The sequence below is a fragment of the Pseudomonas sp. DTU12.1 genome, assembly GCF_009873475.1.
In the GTDB taxonomy this organism is placed as follows: domain Bacteria; phylum Pseudomonadota; class Gammaproteobacteria; order Pseudomonadales; family Pseudomonadaceae; genus Aquipseudomonas; species Aquipseudomonas proteolytica.
Genome location: NZ_CP045254.1, coordinates 2,636,714 through 2,656,486, shown reverse-complemented (window position 1 = coordinate 2,656,486; position 19,773 = coordinate 2,636,714). Strand labels below are relative to the sequence as shown.

15 protein-coding genes are annotated in these 19,773 nt (G+C 60.5%); 8 read left to right on the top strand and 7 right to left on the bottom strand.

The annotated features are described in order from the left end of the window. Positions 1 to 201 precede the first annotated feature (201 nt). The 3 genes from GDV60_RS11565 to GDV60_RS11555 all read right to left on the bottom strand — a co-directional run bounded on the left by GDV60_RS11565 (position 202) and on the right by GDV60_RS11555 (position 2,949). On the bottom strand, positions 202 to 1,485 hold the full coding sequence (locus tag GDV60_RS11565) for an ATP-binding protein (protein WP_159907245.1): 1,284 nt from the start codon (positions 1,483 to 1,485) through the stop codon (positions 202 to 204). A 4-nt stretch (positions 1,486 to 1,489) separates the two neighbouring features. Then, on the bottom strand, positions 1,490 to 2,197 hold the full coding sequence (locus GDV60_RS11560) for a winged helix-turn-helix domain-containing protein (RefSeq protein WP_159907243.1): 708 nt from the start codon (positions 2,195 to 2,197) through the stop codon (positions 1,490 to 1,492). A 149-nt stretch (positions 2,198 to 2,346) separates the two neighbouring features. Continuing rightward, on the bottom strand, positions 2,347 to 2,949 hold the full coding sequence (locus tag GDV60_RS11555; RefSeq protein WP_029294839.1) for a tRNA-(ms[2]io[6]A)-hydroxylase: 603 nt from the start codon (positions 2,947 to 2,949) through the stop codon (positions 2,347 to 2,349). Positions 2,950 to 3,106: 157 nt separating this feature from the next. Here GDV60_RS11555 and GDV60_RS11550 point away from each other — a divergent pair, with 157 nt between their 5' ends. Then, the gene (locus GDV60_RS11550; protein WP_133714504.1) at positions 3,107 to 3,970 is read left to right on the top strand and encodes a universal stress protein; all 864 of its coding nucleotides are present in this window, start codon (positions 3,107 to 3,109) and stop codon (positions 3,968 to 3,970) included. Between the two features lie 279 nt (positions 3,971 to 4,249). Here GDV60_RS11550 and GDV60_RS11545 read toward each other — a convergent pair whose 3' ends face one another. Next, a complete protein-coding gene (locus GDV60_RS11545) occupies positions 4,250 to 4,720 on the bottom strand; it encodes a DUF1289 domain-containing protein (protein ID WP_029294834.1) in 471 nt (156 codons plus the stop codon). 395 nt (positions 4,721 to 5,115) lie between these two features. On the opposite strand from GDV60_RS11545, the gene acnB reads away from it, so the two are divergent. Further along, the gene (acnB, locus tag GDV60_RS11540; protein ID WP_029294832.1) at positions 5,116 to 7,725 is read left to right on the top strand and encodes a bifunctional aconitate hydratase 2/2-methylisocitrate dehydratase; all 2,610 of its coding nucleotides are present in this window, start codon (positions 5,116 to 5,118) and stop codon (positions 7,723 to 7,725) included. Positions 7,726 to 8,141: 416 nt separating this feature from the next. On the opposite strand, the gene GDV60_RS11535 is transcribed toward acnB, so the two are convergent. Further along, complete coding sequence (locus GDV60_RS11535) at positions 8,142 to 9,419, bottom strand: HAAAP family serine/threonine permease (protein ID WP_029294830.1); 1,278 nt, start codon at positions 9,417 to 9,419, stop codon at positions 8,142 to 8,144. Between the two features lie 342 nt (positions 9,420 to 9,761). Here GDV60_RS11535 and GDV60_RS11530 point away from each other — a divergent pair, with 342 nt between their 5' ends. The 6 genes from GDV60_RS11530 (at position 9,762) to GDV60_RS11505 (ending at position 14,331) form a co-directional block, all read left to right on the top strand. Further along, positions 9,762 to 9,974 carry a hypothetical protein gene (locus GDV60_RS11530; RefSeq protein ID WP_159907241.1) on the top strand — a complete coding sequence of 71 codons (213 nt, stop codon included), beginning with the start codon at positions 9,762 to 9,764 and terminating at the stop codon, positions 9,972 to 9,974. A gap of 285 nt (positions 9,975 to 10,259) precedes the next feature. Next, positions 10,260 to 10,754: a DUF4822 domain-containing protein gene (locus tag GDV60_RS11525; RefSeq protein WP_133714506.1), complete on the top strand. Its 495-nt coding sequence runs from the start codon at positions 10,260 to 10,262 to the stop codon at positions 10,752 to 10,754. Between the two features lie 63 nt (positions 10,755 to 10,817). Continuing rightward, positions 10,818 to 11,249, top strand: a complete 432-nt coding sequence (locus GDV60_RS11520) for a hypothetical protein (protein WP_159907239.1) — start codon at positions 10,818 to 10,820, stop codon at positions 11,247 to 11,249. Positions 11,250 to 11,396: 147 nt separating this feature from the next. After that, on the top strand, positions 11,397 to 12,350 hold the full coding sequence (locus GDV60_RS11515; RefSeq protein WP_159907237.1) for a 2-hydroxyacid dehydrogenase: 954 nt from the start codon (positions 11,397 to 11,399) through the stop codon (positions 12,348 to 12,350). A 129-nt stretch (positions 12,351 to 12,479) separates the two neighbouring features. After that, positions 12,480 to 13,547, top strand: coding sequence for a phosphotransferase family protein (locus GDV60_RS11510; RefSeq protein WP_029294820.1), 1,068 nt, complete (start codon positions 12,480 to 12,482; stop codon positions 13,545 to 13,547). 16 nt (positions 13,548 to 13,563) lie between these two features. Then, positions 13,564 to 14,331: an SDR family oxidoreductase gene (locus GDV60_RS11505; protein WP_104912158.1), complete on the top strand. Its 768-nt coding sequence runs from the start codon at positions 13,564 to 13,566 to the stop codon at positions 14,329 to 14,331. 232 nt (positions 14,332 to 14,563) lie between these two features. Here the strand turns inward: GDV60_RS11505 and GDV60_RS11500 are convergent, their stop codons facing one another. Together GDV60_RS11500 and GDV60_RS11495 are read right to left on the bottom strand one after the other, a co-directional pair. After that, positions 14,564 to 16,309 (bottom strand): hypothetical protein, encoded by a 1,746-nt coding sequence (locus tag GDV60_RS11500; protein ID WP_178121286.1) that lies wholly within the window; start codon positions 16,307 to 16,309, stop codon positions 14,564 to 14,566. Positions 16,310 to 16,327: 18 nt separating this feature from the next. Beyond that, on the bottom strand, positions 16,328 to 19,693 hold the full coding sequence (locus GDV60_RS11495) for a calcium-binding protein (protein ID WP_159907235.1): 3,366 nt from the start codon (positions 19,691 to 19,693) through the stop codon (positions 16,328 to 16,330). Positions 19,694 to 19,773: the final 80 nt, after the last annotated feature.

Below are 19,773 nucleotides of genomic sequence, written 5' to 3'. Positions count from 1 at the left end.
GAGCGGGCTTGCCCCGCGCTGGGCTGCGGAGCAGCCCCAATAAGCCCGCCGCGTTTCTTCAGGTATGCCGTGGTGGCTGGGTTTGGGGCTGCTCCGCAGCCCAGCGCGGGGCAAGCCCGCTCGCCACAACGGCCCGCTTGCCACAACGGCCCGCTTGCCATAACCGCCCGCTTGCCACTACAGGACGAAGAGTTTCGGCATCTACAGATCGGCGTAGGCCCAAGTCATGCGAAACGACGCCCCGCCCCACTGCGAGTCCAGCACCTGCACCTGCCCGCCATGCCACTGGCTGACCCGCTGGACCAACGCCAGGCCCAGGCCAAAGCCGCCGGTGCGGCGGTCGCGGCTGGCGTCCAGGCGCGTAAACGGCTGGAAGATTCTCTCGCGGCCGTCCTCGGGTACGCCGGGGCCGTCATCGCAGACGCGTACCTCATAGCCGCTGCCGAATTTGACCAACGACACCTCCACCCGATGCTCGGCGTAACGAATGGCATTGCGCAGCAGGTTGATCACGGCGCGCGCCATAAACCGTGGCTCGATCTGGATGAACGCCACTTCACAGGTACGCAGTGACAACTGCACGCCTTCCGCTTCCGCTTCCAGGGCGACGCTGCCGATCACACTGTCGAGCCAGCTTTGGGCCTCGATGTTCTCGCGGGTGACTTGGGTGGCACCACGCTCCAGGCTGGCGTAGGTCAACAGCTCGGAAACCATGTCTTCCAGCTCGCCAAGGTCGGCGTACATGTCGCCAATCAGCGCGCGGCTCTGGCGCGGGTCCGCTTCCTGCTTGAGTTGATCGAGCTCAAACGACAAGCGCGCAATCGGTGTGCGCAATTCATGGGACACCGCGTTGGTCAGCTCACGCTGGTTGGCGATCAAGTGCTCGATGCGCTCGGCCATCTGGTTGAAGTGCCCGGCCAACTCACGCACGGTGGAGCGACGCGGCAACAGGATGCGCGAGCCCAGGTCATTGTCACCAAAACGCTGGGCCGCCAGGCGGATGTGCTCAAGATCACGCCAGTGCGGGCGCACCCAGAAATACAGGACGATGGCCAGGCACAAGCCCAACAAGCTGTAGGCCCACAGATACAGCCAGCGTGGTTCCACCGGCAGCTTGACCTCAAGCAACTGCGCGCCGCCGTCGATTTCAGTGATGAACTCCATGAAGTCGCCGCGCACCACCAACTTGCCATCAGCCAGCAACTGTTGCTCACGGGGGTCAAGGCCGGCTGCGTCGCGGTCAATAAACCCCAGGCGCAAGCCATAGTGCTTTTGCAGCTCGGCCAGCCGCGCCTCGCGGGCCGGCCCGGGCGGCAACGGGCGCAACTGCTCCACCAGGCCGTAGGCCGGGCCGCGCATGGCTTCACGGTTGTAGGTTTCGTTGGCTTCGGGCAGCAATTCGTCGAAGGTGTAGTTCACCAGCCAGATCGCCCCCGCCAACCCCAGGGCCAGGATGATGTACAGGCGCAGAAACAGGCGCAGCATCTGGCTAGACCTCCCAGGCAAACGGATTGAACAAATAGCCCTTGCCCCAGATGGTCTTGATGCACACGGGTTCTCGGGGGTTGTCGTTGAGTTTGCTGCGCAGCTTGCTGATATACACATCGACACTGCGGTTGAGCCCATCAAAGGCAATCCCGCGCATACGGTTAAGGATATCGTCGCGCGAGAGGATCTTCCCCGCACTGCTGGCCAGCAACCACAGCAGCTCGAACTCCATGGTGGTCAGGTCGATCTTCTCATCACCCAGGCTCACGCCCCGGCAACTGCGGTCAATCGCCAGTTGGCCGAACGCCAGCGAGCCGCGCACCGTCGGCTCCGGCAGATGACGGCGCTGCAAGGCGCGGAGGCGTGCCAGCAGTACCGGCGGCTTGATCGGTTTGATCACGTAGTCATCGGCGCCGGATTCCAGGCCGAGGATATGGTCCAGGTCATCCTCCTTGGCGGTGAGGATCACGATGGGTGTGTCGGACACATTGCGGATCTCGCGGCACACATGCAGGCCGCTCTGGCCCGGCAGCATCAGGTCGAGCACGACGATCCTCGGCTTGAAGGCCAGGAACGCCGCCAAGGCTTCATCGCCCCGGTGCACCACGCGCACGTCAAAGCCATGCTGTGCCAGGAAATGCTCGATCAGCCCTGCCAGCTTCTCATCGTCCTCAACGAGCAAGACCTTGCCCAGACCCAAGTTTTCCATAAGTTTCCACTGCGCGCGCCGATTGAAGTGCGCGCATTATAGTGGGCAACCGCACTCCACAAGCGCATGCAAAGCCCCTTACTGCGGGGCTTCGACGCAAACTTCATGTTTTTAAGAGTTTTTTACAAATAGCCCGCAGTCTTTCACGATCAGGCCGGTACGCCGCTGTGGAAACGGAACTCGACGTCCGGCGATTCGATCAACTCCTGCTCGGCGGCGCGGACCCGCTCGATCACCTGGGCAACGTCCTTGGCATCACCATACTGATAAGCCAGCTTCAGATAACCCTGGAAATGCCGCGCCTCGCTTTTCAGCAAGCCAAAGTAGAACTTGCCGAGTTCTTCGTCCAAATGTGGCACCAGTGCTTCGAAACGCTCGCAACTGCGCGCTTCGATAAAAGCGCCCACCACCAGGGTGTCCACCAGCTTGACCGGTTCGTGACTGCGCACCACCTTGCGTAGACCCGAGGCATAGCGGCTGGCATGCAACTGGCGCAGCTCGATCTTGCGCTTTTTCATCAGGCGCATGACTTGCTCATGGTGCACCAGTTCTTCGCGGGCCAGGCGCGACATCATGTTGATCAGGTCGACATGGGAGTGGTACTTGGCAATCAGGCTCAGGGCGGTGCTGGCGGCCTTGAACTCGCAGTTCTTGTGGTCGATCAGCAGGGTTTCCTGGTCGGCCAGTGCGGCCTGGACCCAGGCATCGGGGGTGCGGCAACCGAGGAATTCATGGATTTCGGGCAGGTTCATCGGGCTCACGGGCAAAGGATCACAAAAGGCCGCCGATTATACCGACCCCGCTGCAGACCACCAGTCACGGGCCTTGATGTGCATCAACATGCCGTACGGCGGGCAACAACTATAGTTGTTCCACGCCCTGTCCTTTCCACCCTTGGAGATCCCGCTCATGAACGATATTGGCAGAATCCTCGTGATCATCGAGCCCGAACACTCGGAGAGCCTGGCCCTCAAGCGCGCCAAGCTGGTCGCCAAGACGACCGGCGCACACCTGCATTTGCTGGTATGCGATAAAAAACATGAGCATTCGGCATTGTTGAGCCTGCTGAAGGAACAACTGTTGGCAGACGGCTACAGCGTCAGCACCGAGCAGGCCTGGAACAACAATCGGCACGAAACCATCATCGCCGTTCAGCAAGCCGAAGGGTGCGCACTGGTGATCAAGCAGCACTACCCCGACAGCCCGTTGAAAAGGGCCCTGCTGACGCCGGATGACTGGAAGCTGCTGCGCTTGTGCCCGGCGGCAGTGCTGCTGGTCAAGACCGCGACCCCGTGGACCGACGGGGTGATCCTGGCGGCCGTCGACGTGGGCAACCAAGACAACGAGCATAACGCCCTGCACGCCGCCATTGTCGGTCATGGTTTTGACATTGCCAGCCTGGCCAAGGGCCAATTGCATGTGATCAGCGCCCATCCGTCGCCCATGCTGTCGGCCGCTGATCCGGTGTTCCAACTCAAAGAAACCATCGAAGCCCGCTATCGCGAGCAGTGCAAGGCGTTCCAGGCCAAATTCGACATCGACGACAGCCACATGCATATCGAAGAAGGCCCGGCCGATGTACTGATTCCCCATGCCGCCCATAAATTGCGCGCGGCGGTCACAATCATTGGCACCGTGGCGCGTACCGGGATTTCCGGGGCGCTGATCGGCAACACGGCGGAAGTGGTGCTGGATGCGCTGGAGAGCGATGTGCTGGTACTCAACCCCCAGAGCATCATCGATCACCTGGATAAACCGGCCAACAAGCGCTGATACCCATCCCGCGGCCAATGAAAATCAATTGTAGGGGCTGGCTTGTCGGATCGCCGCACCGCTGCGATGGCGGTGGGTCAGTTGATACATCTCTGCCTGAACGGGCGCCATCGCGGGCAAGCCCGCTCCCACAGGGGATCTTTGTCGGGCAGAGTATTTTGGTCGCACCACAAATCAAATGTGGGAGCTGGCTTGCCTGCGATGGCAGTCAGTTGATACATCTCTGCCTGAACGGGCGCCATCGCGGGCAAGCCCGCTCCCACATTTTGATCGGTATCGTCAGCCAGAAAGTGCATCCTTGAGGAACCCAGGGGCGATGTAGCGCTGGTAATGTGCCTCGGACAGGATAAAAAATTCCCGATCAATGGCATCGCGCAGTTCTGGCAGGTTCCAGTCGCGAAACTCCGGCATCAGCACCATCCCATAGGCTTCCAGATTGTTGATCACCCGCGCCCCCCGGGCGATCAACTGGTAGGCCCAGCAGTATTCGGATTGGTGCGGCACAAAGCGGATTTTGCGCTGCTCCAACTGCCAACGTAGCTGTTTGGGATCGAAAACCTCCAGTTTGCCCGCCATCACCTGCACCAGCAGTTGCTCAAGCCGCAGCCACACGGCACGTTTTTCTTCCTCGCCGTAGCCGTTCCACTGGATCACTTCGTGGTGGAAACGCTTGCAGCCCCGGCACACGAGATCGCCGTAAACCGTGGAGCACAGGCCGATGCAAGGGGTCTTGATGGTTTGGTTGGACATGGGTGGCAGCGCACAAATCAGCGAAACAGTGGCCCATGTTAGCCCTTTGTCTAAGGTTCATCACCCTGCAAACTTGCTGCGGCAACTTACCTTTAGAAAATTTTTGCCGTAGAATCATCCGGCCTTGTAAGGCGCCAAATAATCCGTTGGAAGCTGTTTTCAAAGCGTCACGAGCACAGTCGTTCCTTCAGAACGGTGTTGGCGCTGGTTGTTTAACCTTTAAATAACCAGCACCAACCCTCATCAGCTCCGTTCTGCAGGCGTAAAACTTTGAAAGCAGCTTCTGTGAGAAATGCCGGCAGCGCTGGCTCTACGGCCCAAAAAGCCCTCGAGCGCATGCGTGCCGTGCATGTCTGGATGAGCGTCCCGTGGGACCACTGATGAGGGTAATAACTGTGCTTGAAGCCTACCGCAAACATATCGAAGAGCGTGCAGCCCTGGGTATCGTTCCCCAGCCGCTAAACGCCGAACAAACCGCAGGCCTGGTCGAGCTGCTGAAAAATCCCCCGGCTGGCGAAGAAGAGTTCCTCGTTGACCTGATCACCAACCGCATTCCACCAGGCGTTGACGAAGCTGCCTACGTCAAGGCCGGTTTCCTGTCTGCCCTGGCCAAGGGCGAAGTTTCTTCTCCCCTGATCGACAAAAAGCGCGCTGTTGAACTGCTCGGCACCATGCAAGGCGGCTACAACATCGTGACGCTGGTCGAGCTGTTGGACGACGCCGAACTGGCCGCCGTTGCAGCTGCCCAGCTCAAGCACACCCTGCTGATGTTCGATGCTTTCCACGACGTCGCGGAAAAAGCCAAGAACGGCAACCAGCACGCCAAGGAAGTGATCCAGTCCTGGGCCGACGGCGAGTGGTTCAAGAACCGCCCGACCCTGGCCGACAAGATCAGCCTGCGTGTATTCAAGGTTACCGGCGAAACCAACACCGACGACCTGTCCCCTGCTCCCGATGCCTGGTCCCGTCCTGACATCCCGCTGCACGCCCTGGCCATGCTGAAAATGGCCCGTGAAGGCATCGTGCCGGACGAGCAAGGCAAGACCGGCCCGATGAAGCAGATCGAAGAAATGCGCGGCCAGGGCTTCCCGATCGCCTACGTCGGTGACGTAGTCGGTACCGGTTCGTCCCGTAAGTCGGCAACCAACTCGGTACTGTGGTTCTTCGGCGACGACGTTCCCTACGTGCCTAACAAGCGCGCTGGCGGCTTCTGCTTCGGTAGCAAGATCGCTCCAATCTTCTACAACACCATGGAAGATGCTGGCGCACTGCCAATCGAATTCGACGTTACCAACATGCACATGGGCGACGTGATCGACCTGTACCCGCATGCTGGCAAAGTCTGCAAACACGGCACCGATGAAGTCCTGACCACCTTCGAAATGAAGACCCCGGTCCTGTTGGACGAAGTACGTGCCGGCGGCCGTATCCCACTGATCATCGGCCGTGGCCTGACCGACAAGGCCCGCGCCGAGCTGGGCCTGGGCCCTACCGACCTGTTCAAGCTGCCTGAAGCACCTGTCGACACTGGCAAGGGTTTCACCCTGGCCCAGAAGATGGTCGGCAAGGCCTGTGGCCTGCCAGAAGGCAAAGGCGTTCGTCCAGGTACGTACTGCGAACCGAAGATGACCACCGTCGGTTCCCAGGACACCACCGGTCCTATGACCCGTGACGAACTCAAAGACCTGGCGTGCCTGGGCTTCTCCACTGATCTGGTGATGCAGTCCTTCTGCCACACCGCGGCCTATCCAAAGCCGATCGACGTGACCACCCACCACACCCTGCCTGACTTCATCATGACCCGTGGCGGTGTATCGCTGCGTCCAGGCGACGGCATCATCCACAGCTGGCTGAACCGCATGCTGCTGCCGGACACCGTAGGTACCGGTGGTGACTCCCACACCCGTTTCCCGATGGGCATCTCGTTCCCGGCCGGTTCTGGCCTGGTCGCGTTCGCCGCAGCCACTGGCGTAATGCCACTGGACATGCCGGAATCGATCCTGGTGCGCTTCAAAGGCAAAATGAAACCTGGCATCACCCTGCGTGACCTGGTTCATGCCATTCCTTACTACGCGATCCAGTCCGGCCTGCTGACCGTTGAGAAAAAAGGCAAGAAAAACGCCTTCTCTGGTCGCATCCTGGAAATCGAAGGCCTGAACGACCTGACGCTGGAGCAGGCTTTCGAGCTGTCCGACGCCTCGGCCGAACGTTCGGCTGCCGGTTGCACCATCAAGCTGTCGAAAGACTCCGTCACCGAGTACCTGAACTCCAACATCACCCTGCTGCGCTGGATGATCGGTGAAGGCTACGGTGATGCGCGTACCCTGGAACGTCGTGCCCAAGCGATGGAAGCCTGGGTTGCCAACCCTGAGCTGATGGAAGCCGATGCCGACGCCGAATACGCCGAAGTCATCGAGATCGACCTGGCCGAAATCAACGAGCCAATCCTCTGCGCGCCGAACGACCCGGATGACGCCCGTCTGCTGTCCAGCGTTGCTGGCGAGAAGATCGACGAAGTGTTCATCGGTTCGTGCATGACCAACATCGGTCACTTCCGCGCTGCCGGCAAGTTGCTGGAGCAGGTCAAGGGCCAGCTGCCAACCCGTCTGTGGCTGTCGCCGCCGACCAAGATGGACGCTCACCAACTGACCGAAGAAGGCTACTACGGCATCTACGGCAAGGCTGGCGCGCGCATGGAAATGCCAGGCTGCTCGCTGTGCATGGGTAACCAGGCACGTGTAGAGCCGAACTCCACCGTAGTGTCGACTTCGACCCGTAACTTCCCGAACCGTCTGGGTGATGGCGCGAACGTCTACCTGGCCTCGGCTGAGCTGGCGGCAGTCGCTTCCACGCTGGGTCGCCTGCCGACCGTCGAAGAGTACATGGGCTACGCGGCCAAACTGGACACCATGGCCAGTGATGTCTACCGCTACCTGAACTTCGACCAGATCGCCGAGTTCCGTAAAATCGCTGCAAGTGCCAACATTCCGGTGGTTCAAGCCTAAGGTCTGCTGACACAAAAAACGCCGCGTATCGCAAGGTACGCGGCGTTTTTTTATGCCTGGAGAAATGTGGGGCTGTTGTGGCCTCATCGCGGGCAAGCCCGCTCCCACAGGGGGTCTCGGCGAGGCAGGGAATTTTGGACATGCCACAAAACGAATGTGGGAGCTGGCTTGCCTGCGATAGCGGTGGGTCAGTCACCTATGCGTCTAGCTGACCCACCGCTATCGCGGGCAAGCCCGCTCCCACAGGGGATCGCGGCGAGGCAGGGAATTTTGGACATGCCACAAAACGAATGTGGGAGCTGGCTTGCCTGCGATAGCGGTGGGTCAATCACCTATACGTCTAGCTGACCCAGCGCTATCGCGGGCAAGCCCGCTCCCACACAAAACCACCTTTTAGCGCTGTACCGCCTTGGGCCTTAGGCCAACAGCGAGTAAACCACCGCTGTGATCGCCACCAGACCTACCGCCGTAACAAACACATTGGACGCCTGCCCACGGTATTTGGCCATGGCTGGTACCTTGCGAATCGCGTACATCGGCATCAGGAACAGGATCGAGGCGATGATCGGCCCACCCAGGGCCTCGATCATTCCCAGGATGCTTGGGTTCAGGGTGGCCACGATCCAGCACACCACCAGCATGAAGCCCGCAGTCATGCGGTCCAGGGCCTTGGCACCCGGGCGGCGGCCGCTCTTGACGATCAGGCCCTTGAGGCCTTCGCTGGCACCGATGTAGTGGCCCAGGAACGACTTGGCAATTGCCACGAACGCAATCAATGGCGCCGCAAAGGCGATGGTCGGGTTATCGAAGTGGTTGGCCAGGTAGGACAGGATCGACAGGTTCTGCGCCTTGGCTTCGGCCAGTTGGCCTGGCGACAAGGTCAGCACGCAGCTGAATACGAAGAACATCACCATCGCCACCATCAACAGGTGGGCGCGGGACAGGATCTGCGAGCTGCGCTCTTCGGCGTGGGCGCCGTACTGGCGTTTCTGGTCAACGGCGAAGGCCGAGATGATCGGCGAGTGGTTGAACGAGAACACCATCACCGGAATCGCCAGCCACATCGTATGCAGCAGCGCCGACGGTGCCGGCACAGTGCTGGCGGTGCTGAGGATGCCGCCGTTCCAGTGCGGCACCAGGTACACCGCCAGAAACAGCAAGGCGACAATAAACGGATACACCATCAGGCTCATGGCCTTGACGATCACCTGTTCGCCGCAACGCACCACGCCCAGCAGGCCCAGGATCAACACAAACGACAACAGCGCCCGTGGCGGCGGCTCAATGTGCAGTTGGTGCGACATGAAGCTGCCAACCGTATTGGTCAACGCCACGCTGTAGATCAGCAGGATCGGGAAGATCGCGAAGAAGTACAGCAAGGTGATCAACGCCCCGGCCTTGATGCCGAAGTGTTCTTCAACCACCTCGGTGATATCCGAGCCTGCACGGCCCGACAATACAAAGCGCGTCAGGCCACGGTGCGCGTAATAAGTCATCGGGAACGCCAGCAGCGCGAGGATCAGCAACGGCCAGAAGCCGCCCAGGCCAGCGTTGATGGGTAGAAACAAAGTACCGGCGCCAATCGCCGTGCCGAACAGGCCAAGCATCCAGGTCGTGTCCTGGCGGCTCCAGCCCGTGAGGGTTACAGGTGTCGTTGCGTAGCGTTCATCGACGCTATTGGCCTGATCATTCATCCGCTCGGTTCTCCGCTTTCATACGATCGCGACGAGTCAGAAAAACCTGACAGGCAGCGCCACGACCGTAACAGGGGCGCGATTGTCCGGGATTCGCCTGCATAAGCAAAGACTTAGCTGACGAATGCAGAGCCTGCAAAAAAATCGCGCCGTCAACTTCAGCCTCAGATGCGGCCCCTCCCGCCCCCATATGCAGCCCGCCTGAAGACTGCTACCGATGCGTATTTGTATGTCTCGGTTTGTTCTTTCGGGAACGCGATGCACCAGCACCGCCACACAACGCTGAGCGCTATAAAAGGCGTGTCACGTCCACAACCTTCCCTCTTAATTGGAGAACTCAAAATGACTTCAATTGCTTCAATCAATCAGAACTTCTTCTTCGATGCTGGCCTGCTGACGGACACCATCAGCCAATTCGTCGCATTACACCAACCCGACCAACAGCCCAAGCCCGAGCACCCACAAACTGCCCCCAACACCTTCAGCTTCAATGGGGCCGAGTTTCAGGCGCACAAACCACGCAACTCCCTGATTCCCTTTCCAAGAATAGGCTGAGTCTCATCAAGTGACGTCGCGGCGCGTCAGCCCGCGGCGCACTTCCCGGCTTAAACATAAGTCATATTAAAAAGCCAAATCCCAGGAAACGACAACTTAATTTTAGGAGATCTCCTACACACAACTAAGCAACAAACCAAACATCAACTTTTTAACATCGCTGAATTTGTTACAAACATATACTTAAGTATTGATAGACATTCTCAGCAGACCTATATTCCTCCACTACTGCTTCCAAGCAGTGCATCGCCGGCAGCACCCTCAACTCCATACAGGAATAATTCAATGAAAAAATACAATTGTATATTTACCGGGCTTTTTCTTGTGACCCTGCTCACCCCACTCGCCAGCCAAGCGCAACCGACAAACGCCGATATCCGCGCATTCGCTTCGTCCCCTCAGTGGCTGACCACCAAAGTTTATATAGAAGGCACCCCCCAGGTTGACGTCAAGGACAAGTACCCAGGCGTAGTAGGCATATCCATGTGGGACCCCGAGCGCAATCGCTACGAGTTCTTCTACGCCGACACCGGGTTGTCAAAATATGATAATGGCGGTGGCGGGTACTTCCTTGTTACGGGCGACAAAAAGACTCATATCCTGATCCCTGACAAAGGCCCGACCAGAACAGTGGTCAGGCGACTCGAGGCCCTGAATAACGAAGAGTTCACCTATTCGCGGGAGGTGCCGCGCGACATGGTCGAGAGCAACGAGAAAGTCCGCATCTATGTGGTTCACGCGCCTTACAAAGGCCCCATAAAAACCACCACATCCCACTGAACACTCTTCACCCATTGAATGCACTTTCCAACAACTTCCGAAAACAACAAAAAGACCCCATTTATGAAAACCCAACTCAAGTCACTCTTAATATCCACAGTAGGGGTTTGCGCTCTACTTATCGGCTGCGCCAATGCACAACCCACAGCCACCCCGGCCGCAAGCGCACCTGCCGCTACAAAAGACAATGCAATCATGCTGACGGTATTTCTAAAGCATGATCAATCGCGACCATTAAGCGAACTAAGAGCGCAACTCGCCAAGCAGGAGTTCTATAAAGTCTTCCCACCGGAGGGGGTAGAGGTCGTCAGTTGGAACATCACCATGGGTATCGGACAAGTCATCGTCCTGCGCCTGCCCGCCTCTCGCCTGTCGGCGGTCAACCTGGCATTGGAAAACACCGCATGGGGCCCCTACCGGACCGAGTTTTTCCCTACCTATGATTTCAAGGCCATCGCCCAGGCGGAACAGAACAAGGTGAGGCAAGCCCAGTAGCACCGGAATCGATGCACAGCGTCTTCAGGCGCTGTCATCCCCCATCTCAAGAGCTCCCATCAAATAAAGATCTTCCACCCGCTGGCATTTCGTACTTAAAAAATGCCGCATAATCCCGGTCTCAAACCCCACAACAAGAGCTGCCCCATGTCCGCCACTGTTCTGGTCCTGGTTGAAACCATCAACGAATACCTGCACATCATCGAGAGCAATGACTTTCATGTGATCCTCGCGCCGACGCCCGCCGAACGCGCCCAGGCCATCAAGGCCCATGGCACGCAGATCAAGGCTGTGCTGACCCGTGGCCCTTTGGGGTTGCATGCCGAGGAAATCGCCGTCCTGCCGCTGCTGGAAATCATTTGCGTGATCGGCGCTGGCTATGAGCAGGTCGACCTGCAGGCTGCGAGCAACCGGGGCATCGTCGTCACCAACGGTGCCGGCGTGAACGCCCCTTCGGTGGCGGACCACACCATGGCGCTGCTGCTGTCAATGGTACGTGACATCCCTCGCGCCGACGCAGCGGTACGGCGCAGTGAATGGCCGAAGGTCATGCGCCCGTCCCTTTCGGGCAAGCAACTGGGGATCCTGGGCCTGGGCGCGGTCGGCATGGCGATCGCCCAGCGCGCGGCGCTGGGTTTTGACATGCAGATCAGTTACCACAGCCGCCAGCCCCGCAGCGATGTGGACTACACCTACTGCGCCACACCGGTAGAACTGGCGCGCAACTCGGACTTCCTGGTGATTGCCACGCCCGGCGGGCCGGGCACCCGTCACTTGATCGACCGCCAAGCGCTGGACGCCCTCGGGCCCCACGGTTTTTTGGTGAACATTGCCCGCGGCAGCGTGATTGTCACCGCCGACCTCATCAACGCCCTGGAACAACGACGCATCGGCGGCGCGGCGCTGGATGTGTTCGATGACGAGCCCAACGTGCCGGACGGCCTCAAGCGCCTCAACAACACAGTCCTCACCCCGCATGTGGCCGGGCTGTCGCCGGAAGCGGCCCATGACACCGTGCAACGGGTGGCGGACAATCTGGTGGAGTACTTCGCCGGGCGCCCGGTACTCACGCCAGTCGCCTTGCCGGCGCCCGAAAAGTGACCGATCAGGCACGCTGATTATCATCCAACACGCTAACCTATTAAGCCGTGCCAGCCTTGTGGCGGGTCGGCTGTGCGCATTAGATTAGCCAATAGTCCAAGGCCTCAAGAATAAGCAGAAGGGATAAGCATGGCGCTCAATGACCAATCCACCCAGATTCGCCCTGGCGAAGAACTGGATGCCAGCCTCATCGACCCCTACCTCAAGGCCCATATCCCAGGCCTGACCGGCAGCGCAAAAGTCAGCCAGTTTCCGGGGGGCGCCTCCAACCTGACCTACCTGCTTGAGTACCCTGATCAGGAGTTCGTCCTGCGTCGCCCGCCCTTTGGCCACAAGGCCAAGTCCGCCCATGACATGGGCCGCGAATTCCGCATCCTGAACCAACTCAAGGACGGTTTCCCCTACTGCCCCAAGGCCTACCTGCACTGCACCGACGAATCGGTGATCGGCGCCGAGTTCTATGTGATGGAGCGGGTCAAGGGCATCATCCTGCGCTCGGACCTGCCGCCGGAGCTGGGTCTGGACGCCGGGCGCACCGAAGCCCTGTGCAAAAGCTTCATCGACAAGTTCGTCGAACTGCACCAAGTCGACTATCACGCCTGCGGCCTGGCCGACCTGGGCAAACCCGAAGGTTATGTGGCACGCCAGATCAGCGGGTGGAGCGATCGCTACGAAAAAGCCCTGACCCCCGACGCCCCGAAATGGGAAGCCGTGCGCGCCTGGCTCAACGACAAGATGCCGGCTGATCATCCGACCTCCAGCATCGTGCACAACGACTATCGCTTCGACAACGTGATCCTCGACCCCAACAACCCGATGCAGATCATCGGCGTGCTGGACTGGGAACTGACCACCCTCGGTGATCCGCTGATGGACCTGGGCAACAGCCTCGCCTATTGGATCGAAGCCGCCGACCCTGCGCCCGTGCAACTGATGCGCCGCCAGCCGAGCAACGCGCCCGGCATGCTCACCCGCCGCCAGTTTGTCGATTATTACGCCGAGCGCGCCGGCATCCAGATCGACAATTTCGACTTCTACTACACCTACGGCCTGTTTCGCCTGGCCGGCATCGTGCAGCAGATCTACTACCGCTTCTTCCATGGCCAGACCCAGGACAAACGCTTTGCGCAGTTCATCCAGATGAACAAGCTGCTGGAGCAGATGAGCCTGAACGTCATCCACAAATCCACGCTTTGACCGACAAGGAACCACCATGTCCAAGACCCACCTGTTCGACCTCGACGGCAAGATTGCTTTTGTCTCCGGCGCCAGCCGTGGCATCGGTGAGGCCATTGCCAAGTTGCTGGCCCAGCAAGGCGCCCATGTGATTGTGTCGAGCCGCAAGATCGATGGCTGCCAACACGTGGCCGACGCGATCATCGCCGCCGGTGGCAAGGCTACGGCCATTGCCTGCCACATCGGTGAGATGGAGCAGATCACCCAGGTGTTTGCCGGCATCCGCGAGCAATTCGGGCGCTTGGACATCCTGGTCAACAATGCCGCGACCAACCCGCAGTTCTGCAACGTACTGGACACCGACCTGGGCGCCTTCCAGAAAACCGTCGACGTGAACATCCGTGGTTATTTCTTCATGTCGGTGGAAGCCGGCAAGCTGATGCGTGAAAACGGGGGTGGCAGCATCATCAACGTGGCCTCGATCAACGGCATTTCCCCCGGGCATTTCCAGGGTATCTACTCGGTGACCAAGGCCGCCGTGATCAATATGACCAAGGTCTTCGCCAAGGAATGTGCGCAGTTCGGTATTCGCTGCAATGCCCTGCTGCCGGGCCTGACCGACACCAAATTTGCCTCGGCACTGGTCAAGAACGAATCGATCCTCAACATGGCCCTGGCACAGATCCCACTCAAGCGCGTGGCCGACCCAAGCGAAATGGCCGGCGCCGTGCTCTACCTGGCCAGCGACGCCTCGACCTACACCACCGGTGTGTCGCTGAACGTCGATGGCGGCTTCCTGTCCTGACACCGGCGGCTCGTGCGGCGAGGTGGAGCTTATGTGGCAAGGGGGCTTGTGCCCTGCTGGGCTGCGCAGCAGCCCCAATAGGATCACCGCAACGTGTCAGACCAACCGAGGGTGCAGGTTTTGGGGCTGCTGCGCAGCCCAGCGGGGGACAAGCCCCCTCGCCACAGCAAGCCCCCCCCTTCTCCATAGCCGCCTTTGCCACAACAGCGCTCTCCCCACCACCACCTCCCCTCTAACGCACCGGGCTCATATCAATCTTGAACACATACTGAGTGCCATCGGGTGCCGTGGCGCCGATCAGCTTGAATAACTGTCCACTGCTCAACGCCTGTCCCACAGCAACCCCGGCCAGTGAATTCGCAGCCTCGGAATGGGCCAATACCGCGCTTACCCAGCGGTCTTCCATCTGCCAGTACCCCAACCCCTTCGCCATGCTGACACTGGACAAACGGTGAGTGTTACTCGGTGGGATATGTTTGATTTCCAGCAGATAAACCGCACCCGTAGGCCCTCGGAACACCAAATCAAAGCCGTGCAGCCCCATACCATAGGTGCCTCCAGGAATAATCTGGTAGCCATCATCGACCAACATCTGACGATACATACGCTCATTGGCCTCACCACGCTGACTGGTGGCGTGGCTGTCAATAGAACCCCATCGCACGAACAACCTTTGGTGTTCATCACTTCGGCGCCGCCTGGGGTAATGAAGCTGGGCGTTGCTGCTGACGCTTTGAACGTTGAAGCTGCCGCCCTCACGCGCGCTGACGGTTGCCATACCCTGGAGCGGATCAAACTGCGCGATGCCCACCGGCAAGGCGCGACCATCCGCCTGGGCACTGATCGCCTGGCGCAAACGGTCATAGGGATAACCATGGCGCCAGATATGCTCGTCAATCATGCGATCCCGATCCCGTACCGGCGCCTGGCGTATGGCCGTCGTGTCGAACCCGATCAGTTGCCGGGCATATTGCTGCATATAGACATAGGTGTTCTTGTCCATGGTCGACATGACTCCCTGGCTCATGTCGCTGCTGACGCCGGTGTAGCCCAACACCCTGCGCGCCTGCGAAATAATATCGCCGATATCGCGCAATCGAAGCTGCGGCACCCAGGAACTCAAATGGCCGCCCGTATCCAGGTAAATCGCCTCGACCCCATTGCCGAGCAGCCGCCATTTCTGGCGCACGTTATCGAGCTCGATACGGCTGGTAACCCCCCCGACATGCAGATAGGTCAGGGGCTCGCGCCCTGAAAGCCGGATAATCCCGTCCTCGGCAAACGAGCCACTGGGGCGCAAGTTGCCGTGTGGCCCGCGCTGCTGGATATGGCTTTCCTTGATCCTGAAGGCCTTCAAGTTGAACTGCGCATTCACGTAGTAACGCGTGCCCTGGACCACAAAGTCGTTCATTCCCGCCAGCGGAAACAGCGGCACATTGCTCGCTTGGCTGACGTCATACCGCTGCAGGTCCCACACCGGGTCCAAGCGCCCTCTGGCCGGGACCGCTGTCGGCAACGAGACCGGGGCCTGCGCCGCAGCGGTGCGCCTGGCCCACAACGAACTGCCCGCAACCCGCTGCACCGGCGCGCCCGTGGCGGCCAATTGATGAGGCGCGCGTTCGCGCCACTCACCGGTGTGCGGGTCACGCACTACCAGTACCGTCTCACCGGTTTCCAGGTCCAGATAAGTGCGACCGTTGTGGGTATACACGCCCTCGGCGCTCGGCGCCGGCAGCAGCGATCTGGTGACCAGCACAGCCATCGGCGGCATGGGTCCCGGCACGTCCAGGTCACTGATTTGCGGCACTGTAAGCGACGCATCGTGGCCGCGTACCAGCGGGCGGCTCGCCTGACGCTCGGCAAAAGGGCTGCGGCCCTGAGGACCAAAATCCCTGACCAGGCCGCCAGCGATCCCTGCCTCGACGCGAGGGGCAGGCCTGGAGGGCCCGGGCCTGGGTGAATGAGGTGTCTGTTGCATAGAAATCCCTTTCCAGTATTAGTTGAGTGACACGTTTACGCGCATCAGGTCTGCCGAGGCCACGCTGCGCGCGGGGTCACCGTGGGCGACCCACCGATCGAGCAGCGCGTCGTAATCAATCGCGCTGTCAGTGCCATCCGCCAACTGCACACCGAGCACCCGCAAGCGGCGCGCCATCAACCTTGAGTGCTGACGCATGCGGCGCAATTGCTGCCAGACCTCGGCTATGGTCAGGTAACGCGAGGCATCCAGTTGCACCAGGTAAACGCTGCCCAGATCGAGGCGGATCTCGTATCGGTCACCTTCAAGGGTCTGCACGTACAGTTGCTCCAGCGGCACCTGCGGGTCTGTGACGATGGGCAGGATCAGCGTCACGCTGCCCACCTTGAGCCGGTGCTCGGCCAGAATGATCTGCTTGTGGTCGATGGGCTCATCCAGGCCGCTGGTGTTGATCTGCCAGGTGGAGGCATCCGAGGTCTTGGCCAGCGCTCCTGGGGTAGACAGGGCAATGGTGGCGCCGCTGCTGGGGTGCACCTCATACACCGACCCGCGCCCCACCAGCGCATAGGTCTGACGATGGGGCCCAGCCGGGATCCGCAGGGTCTGCGGCAGCGCCTGCAACCACACGCCCTTGGCACTCAGCGGCCGGAAAAACCCATGGCTGCCAACCCGCGCCAACAGTGCCGAACGGCCGTCAAAGACTCTGAAGCCCGGCTGGGCACGGTCTTGCAGGTAGGATTGCTGCAACGGTTGAACCCGATAAGACATGCCATCGTTGAAGACCAGCACACACTCGCAGTCGGGCTTCAGGCTGGCCGCCCGGATATTGGCGGCGACATCGGCGCGCAGCGCACCACGGTCGCTGGCGAACTCGGCCAGGACCAGGCGGCCGCCGTCCGCGAAAGTCAGGGTCAAGGTCACATCGCTGTAAGTCAGCGTGTCGACCGGGCCTTGGCTGCGCAGGGTCACGCGATACCCGGCCACCACATCGATCAGTTCCTCGGTGCGGTAGTCCAGGTACAGGGTACAGGCCGTGGCGCCGCCCGCGATTCGAACCCGCACACGCTTTTCGGTCACGCCGCGCTCGATAAAGCAGCGGGTCGACAGGCCGAATGGCAGCACCCATTCGCCGCCCGCCAACACGCGCTGAAACGCCGGCACAGGGCTCATCGAGCGGGCAGCCACCTTGATCGGCTGGTCGCCTTGCGCACTCAGCAACGGCGGAAGAACCGGCTCCAACATGTAACCGTCCGCCGTCAGCAAACGCAGATTATGACCGGCCAGGCGCCGCTCGCCGGATTCATGCAGGTAGAGGTTTTCAATCCTGACCAAGCGCTCCGGCAACTCGCCGTCGAGGCCGCGCAGGGAGCGGATCACCAACGCACATTCCTGGATCACCCAGTCAGCAATGCTGGACAGCTCCCACCCCAGCTCAATCAGCGTGTCTTCCTGCCAGTGCTGCTCGTGCAGCGTGACGGTGCCCCGGTTGTTGGCAATGACATAGCGATCGCTACCCGTTCCACCGTCGACCCAGGCATCGGTACCGTTGACGAAGATCGTGTCATTGCCGGCCCCGGCCTCGATCCGGTCGTTGTTGCCTTCGGCAATCAGGATATTGGCCTGCGCCGTACCCTTGACGTGACTGGCTACGCCCGCAGGCGTCGCGACGTTCTCGATCGAGTCCAGGGTTATCTGGTTCGACAGCCCGCTGCGGCCGGCATCCTTGCGCCGTGTGACGCTGCCGGCCTGCAGATCGATGGCAAGCCCCTCAATGCCCTCGACGTAAGGGGAGCGGTAGCCAAAATGCAGCGTATCGCTGCCGCTGCCACCGTGCAGCTCACTTGCCGCGCCCGGGGTGGCAACGACCTCAAACGTATCTGGTGGCAGCTCAAATATGAACTGGTCATCGCGGATGCCACCCGTGAGTCGTTTGTGCCCCGCCCCGAACTGAAAGACATTGCGCATCTCCAACTGGCCCTGGACGTTGTCGTTACCATCGCCCAGGCGCCAGAGGATCGCAGCGTGGGTAAACGGCTTGCCCAGCACCACCCCGGGCAGTTGGCTGACGCCGGCATGGGAGGCATCGACCACATCATCACCATCATGGATGGCCGGCCCAGTGGTATCGCGGTAGGGCTGCTCTCCCGCCGCTTCGTCCCAACGGTGCTTCCACTCCCGCACGGGGATCATGCGCACTTCGAACCGCCCATTGACCACCGCGTGTACGGTGTTCTTGAGCGCACCGCGCAGCCACTTTTCGGCCACGCCGGTAAGGTAGGTTGCGTGCTGCTTTTCCATCTTCGCCACCAGGTAGCGGTCGCGCACATCCTTGTCCAGCTCCCGGCCTGCAAACGACAGCCAGCCGGCCCTCAAGCGCTCGGACACGGTCAGTTCGATGTAATCGTCAATGTCATCCACCTGACGCACTGCGCTGTAGATCTGCGCCCCGAGAATCAGCACCACAGCCGCGGCAATCCCCAATGGCCCGGCATAGCTGAAACCCGCCAGGGCGGCGATCCCCAGCACCACGCCCAGGGCTGCACTGGCCAGGCTGAAACCGGCATTGACGTAGTGGTCCATCGCCTCCTTGCCCTGGGCCTTCGCCGCGTCTTTGAGTGACTGCACTGCACTGAAGATGTCGAACGGCAGGGTCAACACCTGGGCAAACAGGCCCGCGCCGCGCCGCAACAACTGGCCTACGCTGCTCGCACAGAACCCCTTGAACACACGCCCGCCGTTCTCCAGCATGCGCTTGCCCAGACGCTCCAGGGCCAACTCCAGGGCGCTGGATGTCAGCTCGGCGAGCAATTCGGCACCGGCGGCCAGGGTCTGGCGAATATCACCGGTCTTGATGGCCTGGGCCAAGGCGTTGATCGCGCTGTAATAGCCATAGACCTGCAAGCCAGTCCCCATCGCTTCCAGGGTTCGGCTTCGGGGAGTGTCGACCCAGGCGGGCAAGCCTTCACGTTGCAGGGCCTGGTTGAAGTTGGTGTTCTGCACGGCGCGCAGCAAGTCATCGAGCCGGGTCATCGTGTCACCGCTGTCCAGCCTCGACGCCCCCTCAAGCAGCGGCTTGGCCGGGGTTGAGCGTAATGCGGCGAACTCGAACAGCAGGCTGGCGCTGCTGTCACTGACGGTGGCGTCCGTGCCCAGGAATGCCTTGAGCTGCGGCGCCGCAAAGCGGATCGAATCGAGCAGCGTCTGGTCGGCCTCGCGCCCAGCCAGGTGGTGCACGTTGATGGGCTTGCCGTTTATCTGCGCGCCCATTTGAGCCAGCACGGTACGGCGAACCGGTAAAACACCGACCAGCAGATCCCCCAGCCGGGCATCCAGATCGGCCAGCGCCAAAGGTGCGTCCACTGCGGGTGTATCAGGTTGAGTCATGAGTCGTTCCCTATGCCATGACGTGGGTCACATGGTTTGCCGGCAACCAGTGCCAGGCATAGGGCGATGGTGCTACGGGT